Origin of the sequence: Hymenobacter sp. DG01, assembly GCF_006352025.1 — a bacterium.
Classification (GTDB): domain Bacteria; phylum Bacteroidota; class Bacteroidia; order Cytophagales; family Hymenobacteraceae; genus Hymenobacter.
In genome coordinates this window covers 4,618,333-4,632,221 of record NZ_CP040936.1, presented here as the reverse complement: position 1 = coordinate 4,632,221, position 13,889 = coordinate 4,618,333, and the positions used below count along the sequence as shown (strand labels likewise).

The 13,889-nt window shown below is 58.4% G+C and carries 10 protein-coding genes; 6 read left to right on the top strand and 4 right to left on the bottom strand.

The annotated features are described in order from the left end of the window. Positions 1–33: 33 nt before the first annotated feature. Positions 34–777 (top strand): LysM peptidoglycan-binding domain-containing protein, encoded by a 744-nt coding sequence (locus tag FGZ14_RS19780; protein WP_139925874.1) that lies wholly within the window; start codon positions 34–36, stop codon positions 775–777. Positions 778–909: 132 nt separating this feature from the next. Here the strand turns inward: FGZ14_RS19780 and FGZ14_RS19775 are convergent, their stop codons facing one another. Further along, positions 910–2,076, bottom strand: a complete 1,167-nt coding sequence (locus tag FGZ14_RS19775; RefSeq protein ID WP_180754427.1) for a DUF4249 domain-containing protein — start codon at positions 2,074–2,076, stop codon at positions 910–912. 273 nt (positions 2,077–2,349) lie between these two features. Between FGZ14_RS19775 and dnaE the strand changes: the two genes are divergently transcribed. The 5 genes from dnaE to trxA all read left to right on the top strand — a co-directional run bounded on the left by dnaE (position 2,350) and on the right by trxA (position 9,158). Next, entirely contained in the window at positions 2,350–6,066 is a 3,717-nt protein-coding gene (gene dnaE / locus FGZ14_RS19770) for a DNA polymerase III subunit alpha (protein WP_139925872.1), read from the top strand. A gap of 571 nt (positions 6,067–6,637) precedes the next feature. Further along, positions 6,638–7,162, top strand: a complete 525-nt coding sequence (locus FGZ14_RS19765; protein WP_139925871.1) for a GbsR/MarR family transcriptional regulator — start codon at positions 6,638–6,640, stop codon at positions 7,160–7,162. A gap of 105 nt (positions 7,163–7,267) precedes the next feature. Further along, on the top strand, positions 7,268–8,191 hold the full coding sequence (locus FGZ14_RS19760; protein ID WP_139925870.1) for a TIGR01777 family oxidoreductase: 924 nt from the start codon (positions 7,268–7,270) through the stop codon (positions 8,189–8,191). Between the two features lie 61 nt (positions 8,192–8,252). Further along, positions 8,253–8,621: a hypothetical protein gene (locus FGZ14_RS19755; RefSeq protein WP_139925869.1), complete on the top strand. Its 369-nt coding sequence runs from the start codon at positions 8,253–8,255 to the stop codon at positions 8,619–8,621. A 207-nt stretch (positions 8,622–8,828) separates the two neighbouring features. After that, positions 8,829–9,158: a thioredoxin gene (gene trxA / locus FGZ14_RS19750; protein ID WP_044003005.1), complete on the top strand. Its 330-nt coding sequence runs from the start codon at positions 8,829–8,831 to the stop codon at positions 9,156–9,158. Between the two features lie 85 nt (positions 9,159–9,243). Here trxA and FGZ14_RS19745 read toward each other — a convergent pair whose 3' ends face one another. From FGZ14_RS19745 to FGZ14_RS19735, 3 genes are all read right to left on the bottom strand, one after another. Continuing rightward, positions 9,244–10,203, bottom strand: a complete 960-nt coding sequence (locus FGZ14_RS19745; RefSeq protein WP_139925868.1) for an energy transducer TonB — start codon at positions 10,201–10,203, stop codon at positions 9,244–9,246. A 211-nt stretch (positions 10,204–10,414) separates the two neighbouring features. Next, positions 10,415–10,900: an AsnC family transcriptional regulator gene (locus FGZ14_RS19740; protein WP_139925867.1), complete on the bottom strand. Its 486-nt coding sequence runs from the start codon at positions 10,898–10,900 to the stop codon at positions 10,415–10,417. Between the two features lie 648 nt (positions 10,901–11,548). Beyond that, on the bottom strand, positions 11,549–13,777 hold the full coding sequence (locus FGZ14_RS19735; RefSeq protein WP_139925866.1) for a cytochrome c biogenesis protein CcdA: 2,229 nt from the start codon (positions 13,775–13,777) through the stop codon (positions 11,549–11,551). Positions 13,778–13,889 lie beyond the last annotated feature (112 nt).

The following is a 13,889-nucleotide window of genomic DNA, read 5'->3' as shown; positions in this document are numbered from 1 at the left end:
TATATCCTTTTTCGAGTCCGTTTTTATTACCTCATGCGTTTCGTTTTCCGCACCCTGGTGCTGGCTGGCTTGTCTTTCGGTGCTTTTGCGGCCCGGGCCCAGCAAACAACTCCTACCCCCACTCTCTCCGACGACTCGATACGAGTAATGTCCGGGCTGGTGCAAACCAGCGTCCGGCAGCTCCGGGCCATCTACTTCGAGCCCAACGATGCCCGCGCCGCCGAGCTTATTGACAAAGCATTGGTAGAAATTCCGGTTCTGAATCAGCGCCTGAGCCACTACACCGCCAGCTTGCCGCGGGAGCAGCAGCAACAGTTGGCCCAGCGCCTGCGCCGTCAGCCCTGGCAGGTAGAGCTTAACACGCTGCTGCGGAGCCCACAGTTTAAGGGGTTTGATGCCCGCGCCGCTAAAAATCCGAGCCTCAAGCTCGCGGCCGAACGCCTCCGCGCCTCCGGTTTTCTGGGCACTTCCCGGGCAGCCACCGCTGCTACCAGTCCGGCAGCGCCCGGCGTAGCGGCCGCCCCGGCAGCTACTGCGGCCCCGTCCAAGCCCCAGCCGGCCGTAGTAGCGGCTGCCGCAGCTCCCAAAACGCAAGCCTTGGCCCCTACCCCGAAAGCGGCGGCCAACCCGGCGCATCACACCGTGCAGAAAGGCGAAACCCTGTTCAGCATCTCGCGGCAGTATGGCGTTACGCCTACTCAGCTGCAGGAGTGGAACGACAAGTCCGATAACGGGGTGAAGGTGGGAGAAGTGCTGGTGGTGGAAGCCGCCAAGTAAGCCGAGGCTATTTCCGGGTCTTAACAAGCAAGAAGGCAGCCCGCTTGGGCTGCCTTCTTGCTTGTTACTTCTTATAGTTACTTACCTGACAACTATTTACCCGGCCTTAAAAAAGCCAGCACGAATGGCAGCCTACTGCCAGAAGCGGGGCCGCACGTTGGTACCGCGCCGGCGGCAGTCGATGCACTCCACTGTCTCGTACAGATAGTAGGGCGTGGGGTTGCCCCGCTTATAGAGCACATTGACCGGAATGGCAATACCGGTCCGGAAAAAGTCGATAACCTGTTCCGGCGAGGGCTGCGGGCCCGAGGTAGGCGTGGTAGTAAACTGCGGAATGGTATCAAGCGGATAGCAGCCCTCGTAACCCGTCCGGAAGCGCCAGTCGCCCGGCAGCTGCTCGGGCGTGATAAACAAGCGCTTCTCGGTTACGGACTGAACGCCCACAAACCCCAGCACCTTTTCTCCGGCATCGGTCAGGCAGCGGATGTTGCCCGTCAGCTCTGAGGGCAGGGGGTCAAACAGGGTCCCGATGTCCTCGGTGTTCTTGCGCAGCAGCTCCCAGTAGGTGTACTCCTCGGCTGTCAGGGCATACTGCTTTACCAGAATGCTGTACTTGAAGCGGAGCTTGCCGGAGGTAGGCGGCAGCAGCGTCAGGGGCTGGCGCGAAACCACGTCCTGGCTCAGGCGGGCGGTAGTACCGAGCTTAATGGTGGTGGAGGTTTCTGAAGCCCAGCAGTGGTAAATGTCTTCCTTGCGGTCCACGAGCCGCCCGTTCTGGTACTCCAGCACGGAGTTGGCCGCCGAGGTAAACTCCCAGGTTTCCTCGTAGCTCCAGCGGTAGTAGCGGCTCTGGCGGGAGTCGTCGTGCGCATTCACGTACAGTTGCACTCCCGAGCTGCCCGCCTGCCAGGAAACCGAGTCGATGGGGGGCGTACTTCGGGCGGCAGCGAATTCCGACACGTACTCTTTCTGGTCGGCCGTGGTCAGGTGCAACCGCACGCGGGTGCCCGGGCGTAGCGCCAGTGCCGCCGAGGTGTACGTGCCGGCCAGGCCTTCTGCCAATGCGTACCGCTGCCCGCCTTCTTCCTCAATATAAATGCGCGCCTGAGTTTCGGGCGGCGGTGGTCCGCCCTGGTTCAGGCTCTGGGTGCGCGAAAGACGAATGTTGCTCACGCCCTGGCTGTTGATGCTGCCATCTACTACCAGATAGTTGGCCGAAGCCTGTACCACATCGGGCGCAAACGGCTCGATGCAGCCGGCCAGCAACGCCAGGCCCGCGCCCAGCAGCCGGTGCAACATAGTTCGGGATATCATATTCTACTACTAATCGGGGAAGTGGGAAGATAGGGCAGATCAGCCAGAATATTGCTGCCCCAGCCCTACCCCCCGGCACCAGCCGAACCCTAGCCGCTGGTTTGATTGTTAGGGGTTGGTGGCGCGGCGGCCTGCCGGGGTAAGTAGCCAGACTGACAATACACAAAAACATCGGCCGCTGCAACGTTTCCTTTCCCCTGCCTCGGCGGTAACTTTACTTTCCGCTTAGCGCCCTAATGGCGCGAAGCCCGTTTGCCCATGCCCGTATTCTCGCACCTGCACTGCCACACCCAATATTCCCTGCTCGACGGTCAGGCCAGTATTTCGGCCCTGATGAAAAAGGCCCAGGCCGATGGCATGCCCGCCGTAGCTCTCACCGACCACGGCAACATGTTCGGGGCCTTCAACTTTGTGGCCGAGGCGAATAAATACAACGTGAAGCCTATTGTGGGCTGCGAGTTTTACCTGGTAGAGGACCGGCACAAAAAGCAGTTCAGCCGCGAGAAGGGCGAGCGGGACAACCGCTACCACCAGCTCCTGCTGGCCAAGGACCAGGCCGGCTACCAGAACCTGGCCAAGCTCTGCTCCATGAGCTTCATTGAAGGCGTGTACTCCAAGTATCCGCGCATTGATAAGGAGTTGCTGCTGCAGTACAGTGAGGGTCTGATTGCCACTTCCTGCTGCATCGGGGCCGAGGTTCCGCAGGCCCTGCTCTGGAAAACGGAAGAAGAAGCAGAGAAACTGCTGAAGTGGTGGCTGGATGTGTTTGGCGAGGACTACTACATCGAAATTCAGCGCCACGGCATCGAGAATATCGACAATACCGGCAAAAGCCAGGAAGACCTAAACCAGATTCTGCTGAAGTGGGCGAAGAAATATAACGTCAAGGTTATCTGCACCAACGACTCGCACTACGTAAATCAGGAGGACTTCGCGCCCCACGATTTGCTGTTGTGCGTGAATACGGGCGAGGAGCACAGCATTCCGGTCGGTGATTTCCAGACCAAGTATTTCCGCCTGATGTCGGGCGAGGGCAAGGTGCTATATGACCACCTCGACAACCTGCGCCCCCTGGCTTCCTCCGACGACCAGGTGCGCCGCCAGCTCATGCGCATTGATGAGGAAGCCCAGATGCCCCGGCCTCGCTCCCGCTTCGGCTTCCCCAACGACCAGTTCTACTTCAAGAGCCAGGACGAGATGAACCACCTATTCCGGGACGTGCCGGAAAGCGTGGATAACACCAACGAAATCGTCGATAAAATCACGCCGCCCAAGCTGCAGCGCGATATTCTGCTGCCCAACTTCCCCATTCCCGCGCCGTTCGCCAACGCCGACGAGTTTCTGCGCGAGCTGACGTACGTGGGGGCTTTCGGGCCGAGTGCGGGCAAAGGCATCGTGACGATGACCAAGCCGCCCCGCTACTCCGAGCGCACCCCCGAAATTGAGGAGCGCCTGGATTACGAGCTGCGCATCATCGAGACGATGGGCTTCGCCGGCTACTTCCTTATCACCCAGGACTTTATCAACCATGGCCGTAGTGTGGGCGTAGCCGTGGGCCCGGGCCGGGGCTCGGCGGCTGGTTCGGCCGTAGCCTACTGCGTGGGTATCACCAACATCGACCCGATTAAGTACTCCCTGCTGTTCGAGCGTTTCCTGAACCCGGAGCGCGTGTCGATGCCCGATATTGACATCGACTTTGACGACGTGAACCGCCAGCGGGTGATTGACTACGTGGTGGACAAGTACGGCAAAACCCAGGTGGCCCAGATCATCACCTTTGGTACCATGGCCGCCAAAAGCTCTATCAAGGACGTAGCCCGGGCCATGGAGCTACCCCTGCCCCTGACCAATGAGCTGGCCAAGATGGTGCCGGAAAAGCCCGGCACTACCCTGGCCGGCGCCTTCGCCGAAAACCAGGAGCTGGACATGATCCGCCGCGACGACGCGCCCGACAACCTCCGGGGTCAGATTCTGCGCCTCGCGGAAAAGCTGGAAGGCTCGGTGCGCAACACCGGCATCCACGCCGCCGGCGTCATCATCGCCCCCGACGACATCACGAAGTACATTCCGGTTTCGACTTCCAAAGACTCGGACCTGCTCGTGACGCAGTTCGACGGCAAGGTCATTGAGAGTGCGGGGATGCTGAAGATGGACTTCCTGGGGCTCAAGACGCTGACCATCATCGTCGATGCCCTGGAGCTCATCAAGAAAAACCACGGGGTTGATATCAACATCGACGATATCCCGCTCGACGACCCCAAAACCTACGAGCTCTACCAGCGCGGCGACACGATTGGCACATTCCAGTTTGAATCGGAGGGCATGCGCATGTACCTCAAGGACCTCAAGCCCACCAACATTGAGGACCTGATTGCCATGAACGCCTTGTACCGGCCGGGCCCGATGCAGTTCATCCCGAACTTCATTAACCGCAAGCACGGGCGCGAGGAAATTGACTACCCCCACGAACTGCTCGAACCCATCCTGAACTACTCTCAGGGCATTATGGTGTACCAGGAGCAGATCATGCAGACGGCCCAGATTCTGGCCGGCTACTCCCTGGGCGGCGCCGACCTGCTGCGCCGGGCCATGGGTAAGAAGGACATGAAGAAGATGGCCCTGGAGCGGGAGAAATTCTGTAAAGGCGCCCTGGAGCTGCACGGCATCAAGGAGAAGAAAGCCAACGAGGTGTTCGACGTAATGGAGAAGTTTGCGGCCTACGGCTTCAACCGCTCCCACTCCGCCGCCTACTCGGTGGTAGCCTACCAGACGGGCTACCTCAAGGCCAACTACCCTGCCGAGTACATGGCCGCCGTGCTCACCAACAACATGTCGGATATCAAGAAGGTGACCTTCTTTATCGAGGAAGCGCGCCGCCAGGGGGTGCAGGTACTGGGACCCGACGTGAACGAATCCATCCTGAAGTTCAACGTAAACGAAAAGGGTCAGATCCGCTTCGGTATGGCCGCCGTGAAGGGCGCCGGCGAGGCCGCCATTGAAAGCATCGTGGCCGAGCGGGAGAAAAAAGGCCCGTATTCCGACATTTTTGACTTCTCGAAGCGGGTAAACCTGCGGGCCGTGAATAAGAAAACGTTTGAAAGCCTGGCTCTGTCGGGGGCTTTCGACTCGTTTGAGCGTTACCACCGCCGGCAGTTCGTGGAGGCACCAACCGGCGACCAGAACCTCATCGACAAGGCCGTGAAGATGGGTCAGCAGTACCAGCAGGAGCAGGACTCGGCGCAGCAGAGCCTGTTTGGGGGCGGAGCCTTCGGGGCGGTAGCCATGCCCCTGCCCAAAGTGGCCGACATGGAGCCCTGGCCCGCTACCGAGCTGTTGCGCCGCGAAAAAGAGGTAGTAGGTTTCTACCTCTCCGGGCATCCCTTGGATGACTTCAAGCTGGAAATTGACTCCTACTGCACCTGCCCCCTCGACAAGGTGGAGAACTACAAGAACCGCGAGGTGACGGTAGCCGGACTGATTTCGAATGTGATGTTCAAGACCACCAAAACCGGCCAGCCCTTCGTGTCGTTCAGCGTGGAAGACTACGAGTCGAGCCTGAACCTGGCCTTGTTCCGCGACGACTACAGCCGCTTCTCGGCCCTGATTAACCCCCGCAACTACGACAAAGAGCAGGTGCCGCCCATGTACATCCGGGGCAAGTACGCCCAGCGCTTCCGCGACTCCGACCAATTCGAGTTCAAGATTCTGACCATGGAGCCCCTGTTCAATGTGGCTGAGAAGCTGGCCAATGGGGTACGTGTGCAGCTGGATCTGCGTACCATCACCGAGCCCTTCATGGACCGCTTTATGGAGGCCGTGGAAGGCTGCGCCGGCTCCAAGAAGCTTGAAATCAAGTTCGCCGAGCCCCACGAACACCTGACGGTAGATACCTACTCGCGTCGCTACCGCATCGAACCCAAGGAGTTCATCCGTAAAATGCGAGAAATGGAAATTGACGCTTGTCAGTTGATATAGTCTTTTGGCGAACTGATGTGGTCAAACGATGCGGATAGTGTTTCTTTTAAAGAACACTGTCCGCGTCGTTGCCATTTATGTCATTCATCAATGCCTCCGAATATTTTTTGCCTGATAAGCCTGCTGCTTATATGTGGTTGCAGTAAGCAACACCTTGATTCTGAAGCAGCCGTGCTGGGTGCTTGGCGAAACGTTTCAGAAGGTTCTGTATCAGGCGAGCCCAACGACCATATTTTCTTCACAAAGATTAATGGGCAGTTGCGTATGACAACTAGCCATTCTTTGGGGTTCCACACCATCCGGTTTAGCCCTGGTAACGATTCTATTACGGTAACCCAAGGCTGTTTGGGATATAAGCTACCCATGAGGCTTACTCACCATAAAGACAGCCTGATTTTTTTCGGGTTTATCCGATATGTCCGTATGGATACTAACGATTTTAAGAAAACAAGACGCACGTTTCTGAAAGGCCACTACAAAACTTCGCGGCTGAAATAAGTCCTTCTAATTAACCATAAAATATTCTTTCAATTTTTCTTGAAAGTTTAGAATACTCTTCTACATTTGAGCCATGCAACTCGACGAAGCCAAAAGCAAGTTCATTGAAGGCTGGGGCACCCTGGGCTCGGCCTGGGGCGTGAGCCGCACAATGGCGCAGGTGCACGCCTTGTTGCTGGTGTCGCCGGGGGCACTGAGTACCGAGGACATTATGGAGCAGCTCCAGATTTCCAGGGGCAACGCCAATATGAATGTGCGCGCCCTCATCGACTGGGGCATCGTGCGCAAGGAGCTGCGCCCGGGCGAGCGGCGCGAGTTTTTCTCGGCCGAAAAGGACATTCATAAAGTAGCTACCCTGATTCTGAAAGAGCGCCGCCGCCGGGAGCTGGAGCCCATTATGCGCGTGCTCAGCGAGATTAAGCAGGTAGAGCCTAGCCCCACTACCACCCCGGAGGAGACAGAAGCCTTTACCAGGATGATTGGCAGCATCCACAGCTTCGCGGAGTTTGCCGACGGTGCCGCCTCTACCCTTATCAAAGCCGATGAAAACTGGTTTCTGAGCACCTTCATGAAGCTGATGCGCCCTGGAGGCCAATAAGCGAGCTTTTTTTTGCCTTTTATCTTTCAAATTTTACTGAAAGTTTAATTAACATGAACACCTTGTAGTAACCTCCCTACCCCCTCATCACAACCTTCTACTTCTATGGCACAGCCAACAATAATTCTCGCGGGCGGCAACGGCTTTTTAGGGCAGCACTTGGCGCGGCATTTCGCGCGGCTGGGCTACCGGGTTGTGGTGTTGAGTAGGGGTAGCAGCCAGCAGCCAGACACACTGCAATGGAACGGCCGCACGCTGGGACCTTGGGCGGCGGAGCTGGAGGGCGCGGCGGCCGTTATCAATCTGGCGGGCCGGAGCGTGGACTGCCGCTACCATGCCGTCAATAAATACGCCATTACCCGCAGCCGCACCGACAGTACCCGGGTGTTGGGCGAGGCCATAGCCGCCTGCACGGTGCCGCCTGCGGTCTGGCTGAATCTGTCCACTGCCACTATTTACCAGCATACCGAAGGCGAGGCCCCGGCCAACACCGAAGCTACCGGCCGCCTTGGGCGCGACTTTTCCGAGATGGTAGCCCAACAATGGGAGGCGGAGTTTTGGCTGGCGCAGGTGCCTCGCACGCGGCGGCTGGCCTTGCGCACGGCCATTGTGCTGGGTCCTGACGGCGGGGCCCTACCTGTGATGGCACGGCTAGCCCGGCTAGGACTCTGTACGCCCCAGGGCAATGGGCAGCAGTGGGTCAGTTGGTTGCATGTAATGGACTTTTGCCGGGCCGTGGAGTTCCTGCTGGGCCGCCCTACCCTGGAAGGAGCCTTCAACCTCTGCGCCCCGCAGCCGCTACCCAATGCTGCTTTTAATGGCCTGCTGGCCCACTACTACAGGCCACGCTGGCACCTGCCGCAGCCCCGGTGGCTGCTGGAGCTGGGGGCCTTTGTGCTGCGCACCGAAGCTGAGCTGATTCTTAAAAGCCGCAAGGTGGTACCACAACGGCTGCTGGAAGCGGGTTTTCGGTTCGAATACCCAACCTGCGACCTAGCCCTGACCGATTTACTGCCCCGGCTGGGGTAGGGATTTTGCCTGATGTTTTACGCGCTTCTGTTTCTCTTTCACTTCTAACTTTCTGAAAGCCATGAATTATCATCTGCTAGTGTACTTAGTGTACCTTCCTGTTACAGTCCTGCTAACGGTATGGGTAGCGCGCACGCTCTTCAAAAACGGCCGCTTATTTCTGATTGACATTTTCCACGGCAATGAGCAGCTGGCCGACTCGGTAAACAAGCTGCTGCTCACGGGCTTCTACCTCATCAACATCGGGTACGCGACACTTACCCTGCGCAGCGCCGAGGCTATTACCAGCTACCAGCAGAGCGTGGAAACGCTCAGTATTAAGGTGGGCACCATCATCCTGATTCTGGGGGGCATGCACTTTTTTAACCTGTATGTGTTCTATAAGCTGCGGCACCGGGCTCAGGAATATGCCCGGGCCTACCACTCGTAGCCCGCTGTTTTTTGCCTGAGTTACTGAGCCCCGGTGGCCCTGCCTGAGCGCGGCGGGCGTTACCGGGGCCCTGGTGCCGTTGGGCGGCTGAACAGCTTCGCTGGCCGAGTGAACTTTCCGGCCTGCCGCTTGTTGAAACGCAATCTGCTACCTTGCGGCCCGGTTGACCGTAAACAGCACACACATTCCATCAAACCCCTCACTGTTATGGGACATAAAGCCATCGAAATTACCGATGCTAACTTCGACCAAATCATCAACTCCGATAAGCCGGTGCTCGTGGACTTCTGGGCCGAGTGGTGCGGTCCGTGCCGCATGGTAGGCCCGGTTGTTGAAGAGCTGGCCGGTGAATACGAAGGCAAAGCCGTTATCGGCAAGGTTGACGTAGATTCCAACCCCCAGACTTCGGCCAAATTTGGCATCCGCAGCATCCCCACGCTGCTGGTGTTCAAGAACGGTCAGGTTGTTGACAAGCAGGTAGGTGCCGTTCCGAAGCACGTACTGGCACAAAAGCTTGATGCCCAGGTAACGGCTTAATTACGGCCTTGCGCATACAAAAGAGCCCCGTTGCCAGCATTGGCAGCGGGGCTCTTTTGTTTAGTTTATGGTAGATGCGGCTACCCTACTCGGCGGGGGCAAAGGCCCGGGCCTCGGATGGGGGCACCTGGGAAGGCCGCAGCCCGGAAAGCAGCGAGAAGTTGGGCGCGAAGTAGATAGGGATGGTAAACGTCATGGCCGTAGGCAGGTTATACTCGCGGCCTGGCTCGAAGGCCGGCAGGCTGGCCACTACCCGGCGTGCTTCCTGGTCGGCCTCCGGGGCCAGGCCCTGCACCACCCGCACTTGGCCCACGCGCCCATCCTCGCCCACGGTGTAGCTCACGTACACGTTGCCTGTAATGCCCTTGCGGCGGATGTTGCGGGGGTAGGTAGTGTTGCGGGCCACGTAGCTGAGCAGGGCGGCCTCACCACCCGGAAACTGGGGCAGCTCGCGGGTGCGTACCTTACCCATGTACGGCGACCCATCCTTGTTGAAAAAGGCCAGGGCTAGCGGCTTGCCCTGCCGGTCGGGCATTTCAATGGCGCTTAACTCACCGGTATCGTAGTAGTAGTGCCACTCTCCCACTGCCCGGCCGGCGTTGTAGCGGCCCTCGGAGCGCTTTTGTCCGTTGCGGTGCACCGAAATCCAGCGCCCAACCCGTTGCCCGTCGGCGTAGTCGCCGCGCTGGCTGACGCGGCCATCCTCGTACCAGCCCACGTACAGGCCGTCGGCCTCATCGTCGCGGTAATGAACTTGGCCGGCCTTGCTGCCGCTAGGGTGGTACCAGGTCAGCAGGCCGTTGCGTACCGGGGGGTCAATGGACGAGAGCGTGCCGCGCAGGAGCAGGGTGCCGGAAAGCGCGTACTCGCGCATGGCGTAGGTGCCCAGCAGCTCGTTTTTCCGGTCAACGATACGGTAGTGGGTTGCGCTGTCGGGCACGGTGGCCTCGTCCCGGTCATTGAGGTACACGGCCGGCAGGCTCTGCGCAAAGCTGAACCGGGCCGCCAGCAGACATGACAAGAGAAAAGCGTAATGTATTCTCATGGGCAACCAGTTAGGAACCAGTAAGTGGTAGTACGAAATATACCGAACACTTCCGCAGGGCCCAAGAGCTCGTCCAACTTCACTTAAAAAATACTATTTCAGCTAGTTACGAGCCTATAAGCGCAGCCATACGGCGCCCTTAAAAGGCAGCAGCCGCTACCCCGGCAAAGCGGAGCAGCGGCACCTGACAAACAAGCCCGACCAGATTGCCCTAGCTGGCCCTTTCTTCTACTTCCTGCAGCTGAATGGGCCGGTTAAAGGCTTCCTCCAGCGAAATAAGCGTTTCCGTGCGCTCAATGCCTTCAATCAGCTGAATCTGCTCGTGCAGCACCTCGCGCAGGTGGTTGGTGTCGCGGCAAATCAGGCGGGCAAAGATGCCATAGGCGCCGGTAGTGAAATCAATGCTTACTACCTCCGGAATCTGGCGCAGCGCGGCTACCACGCTTTCATACACCGAGCTTTTCTGAAGGTATATCCCCAGAAAGGCCCGGACTCCGTAGCCCAGCTTCTGATAGTCAATCTTAAGCGTTGCGCCCTGTACAATACCCAATTCCTCTAACCGGGCCATGCGAACGTGCACCGTACCCCCCGAAACGTGCACCTTGCGGGCAATTTCAGTGTAGGGCATTTTGGCGTCTTCTATTAACAGGGCCAGAATCTTCCGGTCGGTGTCGTCAAGTTCGTAATTGCGGGCCATTTTTTTGCGGGTTGATTACCTATATTACAATGAGAGAGGGAAGGTTTTAAAAACAATGTAAATTTTTCTTCAAATGTCTGTAATTATTTTATTAGTTCGATTAAGGTGCTACATTTGTCATAATCCAACGCGAACGGCAGCGGATTGTTTTGCACACTGTAGAATGATGAAACCGGCAGACATGCCCTCCTCTCTCGGGGGTGGAGATTCGGGAAAAACTGGTCCGGCGGCCGGCTAACTACTCCGTGAAGGTTCGACTCCTTCTTCTACAGCACAACGGTATTGGGTGGACTTTGTGAGGAGGGAAAACGGGACGTATCTGGGTGGGTACGTTCTGAATCGAGAGGCGGCATCTGGGTGGGTGCCGCCTTTTATTTTTTCCGGGCATTTGAGCGCACAGGCTGTCATTCTTTTCATTGTTGGCGCTTCCGGCCCAAATGGGCCGCAAAGTTGGCAGTTTATCCCCGTAAAAGCACTGGTTATTGCAAAAAAGGCCATAACTACATAGAATAAGCGTGTTGTATCTGAGTTGCTCCCAATTATGCTTTGCGCCGCGTGAGTCTTGTGTTACCTCACCGCCCGTAAGCCGGAAAGCCTCCCTTCATCCGCAGACAAAGGGAGGCTTTCAGAGATGATGTTTCCGTGAATTTACCGGCCGGCCAGGGCAGCCTGCTGCCGGAACCGGGCCAAGCCGGCATCCAGAAACTGCACGAAGGCGGTGGCATCGGGCTCGTAGGCGACGGGGGGAGTTAAGGTGTGCGCCAGATCGGGGGTAGCATTGGGGTCGAGGAGCACGTAGTAGGGTTGGGCGTTTACGTTGAAGCCGGTGAGCTGAATATCGGCGTTCTTCTTGCCCAGAGTTGTTTTCGTTTTTCCATCGTGGGCGGAAACGTAGTGCTCGTTCTGGGGCAGTTCGGCCTTATCGTCCACGTAAAGCGCCACTACCACAAAGTCTTCGCGCAGGCGCTTGAGCACCCGGGGGTCCTTCCAGACGGTAGCCTCCATCTTGCGGCAGTTCACGCAGGCATGGCCTGTGAAATCAATGAAAATGGGCTTGTTTTGAGCGCGGGCGCAGCGGCGGGCCTGCTCCAGATCGAAGTAGCCCGGCAGGCCGTGGGGCAGCTCCAGAAACTCGGCGTAGCGCGGGGCCTCACAGAGGGCATTGGAGGCAGTAGCAGCGGGTACGGCAGCAGTGGCCCCTTCGGCCCCACCGGCCAGGGTGAAATCGTTGCGGCTCTGGGGCGGCAGGTAGCCGGCCAGCAGGGGCAGCGGCGCCCCGAACAAACCAGGCACCAGGTAAGTCATGAAGCTGAACGCCAGCACGGCCATCAGCAGGCGGCCTACGCTCAGGTGGGTCAGGTCGGAATCGTGGGAGAGTTTGAAGCGGCCGAGCAGGTAGAAGCCCAGCAGGCCTGACAAGGCAATCCAGAGGACCAGATAAATATCACGCGGGAGCAGGTTCCAGTGGTAGGCCAGATCGGCCATGCTCAGGAACTTGAGCGCCAGCATCAGCTCCACGAAGCCCAGTACCACCTTCACCGTGTTCAGCCAGCCACCGGAGCGGGGCAGGCTTTTCAGCCAGGCCGGGAAGATGGCGAACAAAGTAAAGGGCAGGGCAAAAGCCAGGGAGAAGCCCAGCATGCCCACCACTGGCTGCAGCCGCTCGCCCTGGGCGGCCAGGCTCAGAATGGTGGCTACAATGGGGCCGGTGCAGGAAAACGACACTACCACCAGGGTCAGGGCCATAAAGAACACGCCGCCCCAACCGCCTTTATCGGCCTGGGCGTCAATCTTATTAACCATGCCGTGGGGTAGGGTGATTTCGAACAGGCCCAGAAATGAGAGGCCAAACACCACGAACACCACGAAGAAAATCAGGTTGGGCAGCCAGTGCGTGCTGATGAGGTTAAGGCCATCGGCCCCAAGCAAAACCGTGACAAGCAGCCCCACTACCACGTACACGAAGATGATGGACAGCCCATAGACCACGGCCTTCAGAATGCCCTGCTGCCGGGAGCCGGAGCCGCTGGTGAAGAACGACACCGTCATCGGAATCAGGGGGAATACGCAGGGCGTAATCAGGGCGAGCAGGCCCGACACAAAAGCCGCCAGAGCAAAGCTCCAGAGTCCACCGGCCGAGGTATCGGTTGCGGCAGCCGAAGCGGTGGCAGCTACCACCGGGGCAGTAGTCGAGGCTGCGGTAGCCGGGGCAACTGCAGTAGGGTTTGCAGCCAAATCGGGGGTAGGAGCAGGGGTAGCGGAAGCCGTTGCAGGCGCGGCCGTATCAGCAGGAGCAGTAGTTGCAGCAGCCGCAGTGGTAGCAGCGGGAGCGGCCGGCGTTACGCTGGCCCCCGAGGAGCCGGAGGGGGTAGGCGCAGGCGCGGTGGCCGTGCCGGTAACTTCGATGGGGCCGAAGCTCAGGCTTTCTTCGCCGGGAATGCAGCGGCCGTCCACGTCGGTGCAGGTCTGGAACTCGGTTTCCGCCTTAATCGTGAGCGTGCCGGGCTGCAGCACCCGAATGCGCTGCTTGATCAGGCCGGTGCGCTCGAAGTAGGTGACATCTCCCTTGAAAACTTCGTCGAATTTCTTTTTGGTGCCGATGGATTGTGGCTTGCCTACCAGCTCGTAGGCGGGACTTTTGGCGAAGGTGAAAGTGAACACCGTCGGGCCCAGATCGGGGTCAAAGTTGGTGGCGTACAGGTGCCACTTGTCGTCGATGCGGGCATTGACGATGAGCTCCACCTCCTCGCCTACCTTGGCCGAAGCCTTGCTTACGGCGCTGGAAAGCTTGGTGGGCGTCAGGATTTGGGCCGCCGCCGGCCAGAAGGTCAGGAGCAGCAGCACCAGCGGAAGCAACAGAAATTTACTGCGAGGCATGAATTCAGGGAAGAAACTACAAGGACAAGCCGATAGAAAAACAAAGGTCGGTAGAAACCGCAACAGCCACGCTAGGCTACGAGTTTTACAAACTAACTGGTTTGCGCCGGAG

Excerpts from the sequence above, each read along its gene's own strand:
- FGZ14_RS19780 (WP_139925874.1), top strand. The coding sequence starts at position 34 with ATGCGTTTCGTTTTCCGCACCCTGGTGCTGGCTGGCTTGTCTTTCGGT.
- FGZ14_RS19775 (WP_180754427.1), bottom strand. The coding sequence starts at position 2,076 with ATGTTGCACCGGCTGCTGGGCGCGGGCCTGGCGTTGCTGGCCGGCTGC.
- dnaE (WP_139925872.1), top strand. The coding sequence starts at position 2,350 with ATGCCCGTATTCTCGCACCTGCACTGCCACACCCAATATTCCCTGCTC.
- FGZ14_RS19765 (WP_139925871.1), top strand. The coding sequence starts at position 6,638 with ATGCAACTCGACGAAGCCAAAAGCAAGTTCATTGAAGGCTGGGGCACC.
- FGZ14_RS19760 (WP_139925870.1), top strand. The coding sequence starts at position 7,268 with ATGGCACAGCCAACAATAATTCTCGCGGGCGGCAACGGCTTTTTAGGG.
- FGZ14_RS19755 (WP_139925869.1), top strand. The coding sequence starts at position 8,253 with ATGAATTATCATCTGCTAGTGTACTTAGTGTACCTTCCTGTTACAGTC.
- trxA (WP_044003005.1), top strand. The coding sequence starts at position 8,829 with ATGGGACATAAAGCCATCGAAATTACCGATGCTAACTTCGACCAAATC.
- FGZ14_RS19745 (WP_139925868.1), bottom strand. The coding sequence starts at position 10,203 with ATGAGAATACATTACGCTTTTCTCTTGTCATGTCTGCTGGCGGCCCGG.
- FGZ14_RS19740 (WP_139925867.1), bottom strand. The coding sequence starts at position 10,900 with ATGGCCCGCAATTACGAACTTGACGACACCGACCGGAAGATTCTGGCC.
- FGZ14_RS19735 (WP_139925866.1), bottom strand. The coding sequence starts at position 13,777 with ATGCCTCGCAGTAAATTTCTGTTGCTTCCGCTGGTGCTGCTGCTCCTG.